General features: G+C 52.5%; 2 protein-coding genes and 2 pseudogenes. All 4 read left to right on the top strand.

Annotation, left to right across the window (positions count from 1 at the left end; translation table 11 throughout):
• Nucleotides 1-494: pseudogene (gene casB / locus FFT88_RS25175) on the top strand (type I-E CRISPR-associated protein Cse2/CasB); the annotation flags it as partial.
• 14 nt (nt 495-508) lie between these two features.
• Nucleotides 509-1,564 carry a type I-E CRISPR-associated protein Cas7/Cse4/CasC gene (gene cas7e / locus FFT88_RS25180; protein WP_135403836.1) on the top strand — a complete coding sequence of 352 codons (1,056 nt, stop codon included), beginning with the start codon at nt 509-511 and terminating at the stop codon, nt 1,562-1,564.
• A 10-nt stretch (nt 1,565-1,574) separates the two neighbouring features.
• Complete coding sequence (gene cas5e, locus FFT88_RS25185) at nt 1,575-2,321, top strand: type I-E CRISPR-associated protein Cas5/CasD (RefSeq protein ID WP_135403837.1); 747 nt, start codon at nt 1,575-1,577, stop codon at nt 2,319-2,321.
• Nucleotides 2,303-2,697 (top strand): annotated as a pseudogene (gene cas6e, locus FFT88_RS25190) (type I-E CRISPR-associated protein Cas6/Cse3/CasE); the annotation flags it as partial. The gene cas5e and the pseudogene cas6e, both read left to right, overlap by 19 nt.

The following is a 2,697-nucleotide window of genomic DNA, read 5'->3' on the forward strand; positions in this document are numbered from 1 at the left end:
TGGCACGAAGAGTTGCAGCTAAACGCGGCAATCGTGCCAGTCTGCGGCGTAGCACAACGATTAATGATGTTTGCTTGTCAGAAGGGTTTCGTTCTCTGCTGATGCAGACCCACACTTTGTGGAAAATTGAAGCACAAGAGTGGCGTTTTACCGCACTGGCGCTGGTCGCCGCAGTTAGCGCCAATGTAAAAGCTATTGATGAACGGCAGCCTTTTGCCGCGCAGCTGGCGGCGGTAATGTCTGAAGGGCGTTTTACTCGCCTGTCGGCAGTCAAAACACCGGATGATTTACTGCGTCAGTTACGTCGCGCGGTCAAATTATTAAATGGTTCCGTCAATCTTATCTCTTTGGCAGACGATATTTTCCGCTGGTGCCAGGAGAGCGATGACCTGCTCAATCATCACCGCCGCCAGCAGCGGCCAACAGAATTTATCCGTATCCGCTGGGCGCTGGAATATTACCAGGCCGGCGACGCTGATAACGAACAAAATTAATAAAGGACTATCTCATGACGACATTTATTCAGCTTCATTTGTTAACCGCTTACCCTGCTGCCAACCTTAACCGTGATGACACCGGTGCGCCGAAAACTGTGGCACTGGGTGGAGCAACGCGACTGCGCGTTTCCTCGCAAAGTCTGAAACGTGCGTGGCGCACTTCTGCACTTTTTGAACAGGCGCTGGCGGGCCATATTGGTACTCGCAGTGGGCGTATCGCGCGTGAGGCGGCAGCTATCCTGATTGAGAAAGGAATCGAAGAGAAAAAAGCCATCGAGTGGGCGGCAAAAATTGCGGATTATCTTGGGAAAGCTAAAAACGACAAAAAACCAAAAGATCCGCTTAGTAACGCCGAAACTGAACAGTTAGTCCATATCAGCCCGGTAGAATTTGACGCCGTAAAAGCGCTTGCCCATCAACTGGCAGAAGAAAAGCGCGCGCCAAAAGAGGAAGATCTCGCTTTGTTACGTAAAGACCGTATGGCGGTAGATATTGCCATGTTTGGTCGTATGCTGGCGAATAAACCCGAGTTTAATGTTGAAGCTGCCTGCCAGGTCGCGCATGCATTTGGTGTCAGTGAAACGATTGTCGAAGATGATTTTTTCACCGCCGTTGATGATTTGCGCCAGGCTTCTGAAGATGCCGGTGCCGGGCATCTTGGTGAAACCGGATTCGGTTCTGCGCTCTTCTACACCTATATCTGCATCGATAAAGATCTGCTGGTCGAAAACCTCGGCGGTGACCAAGCGTTGGCTAATCAGACCATACGCGCCTTTACGGAAGCCGCGCTTAAAGTCTCCCCCACCGGTAAACAAAATAGCTTTGCCAGCCGTGCCTACGCCTCCTGGGCGCTGGCAGAAAAGGGCACCGATCAACCACGCTCTTTGGCGGCGGCTTTCTATGAACCCATTAATGGTACCCGTCAGTTAGATGTGGCGGTGCAGCGTATTACAACGCTTCGCGAAAACATGAATACGGTTTACGAACAGAAGACCGAATGCGCAAGTTTTGACGTGATGAACAAACAGGGAAGCATGAAGGACGTGCTGGACTTTATCTGCGCGTAAGGGGCGGCTTATGAGCCAATATCTGATTTTTCAGCTTCATGGGCCAATGGCATCCTGGGGCGTCGATGCCCCCGGCGAAGTGCGTCATACCCATGAACTGCCTTCGCGCTCAGCATTGCTGGGGCTGCTGGCTGCCGGGGTAGGGATCCGGCGTGATGATACCGAACGCTTAAACGCGTTTAATTGCCACTATTCACTGGTGGTTTGTGCCAGCCATAACCCGCGTTGGGCACGGGATTATCACACGATCCAGATGCCAAAAGAGGTGCGTAAAGCGCGTTATTTCAGCCGTAGCGAAGAGTTGAGTAATCCTGAACTGCTAAGCGCGATTATCTCCCGACGCGACTACTACACCGACGCCTGGTGGATGGTAGCTATGGCAAAAACCCCCGATGCGCCATACAGCCTCGAACAGTTGCAGGACGGTTTACGCCATCCGGTTTTTCCGCTTTATCTGGGGCGAAAAAGTCATCCGCTGGCGTTACCACTTGCGCCGTTACTGCTCGAAGGCAACGCGTCTGATGTCTTACGTAACGCATACCAACAGTATCAGGATCGTTTCCGCGAACTGAAAGTCTCACTCCCGAAACTTCAGGATGAATGCTGGTGGGAAGGGGAGCACGATGGTTTGGTCGCAAGCAAAATATTACGCCGCCGGGATGTTCCTTTAAATCGTCAGCAGTGGCTGTTTGGGGAACGCACCATCAATCAGGGGCCGTGGCTCAGCAAGGAGGAACCATGTACCTCTCAAGAATAACCTTACATACCGGCCAGCTTTCGCCTGCGCAGTTGCTGCATCTGGTGGATCGCGGTGAATATGTGATGCATCAGTGGTTGTGGGATCTCTTCCCTGGCGGCAAAGAAAGGCAATTTCTTTATCGTCGGGAAGAACTCCAGGGCGCGTTTCGCTTTTTTGTCCTCTCGCAGGAACGCCCGGCGGAAAGTGAAACTTTCACCATCGAATGCCGGTCATTTGCGCCCGAGCTGCGTACCGGACAACAACTTTGTTTCAACCTGCGGGCGAATCCAACAATCTGTAAAGCGGGCAAGCGCCACGATCTGCTGATGGAGGCGAAACGGCAGGTGAAGGGCAGGCGGAAGGGCGTGATATCTGGTTGCATCAACAACAGGCG

This window comes from Escherichia sp. E4930, from assembly GCF_005845405.1.
In the GTDB taxonomy this organism is placed as follows: Bacteria; Pseudomonadota; Gammaproteobacteria; order Enterobacterales; family Enterobacteriaceae; genus Escherichia.

Coding starts and splice junctions, on each gene's coding strand:
- cas7e (WP_135403836.1), top strand. CDS start 509: ATGACGACATTTATTCAGCTTCATTTGTTAACCGCTTACCCTGCTGCC.
- cas5e (WP_135403837.1), top strand. CDS start 1,575: ATGAGCCAATATCTGATTTTTCAGCTTCATGGGCCAATGGCATCCTGG.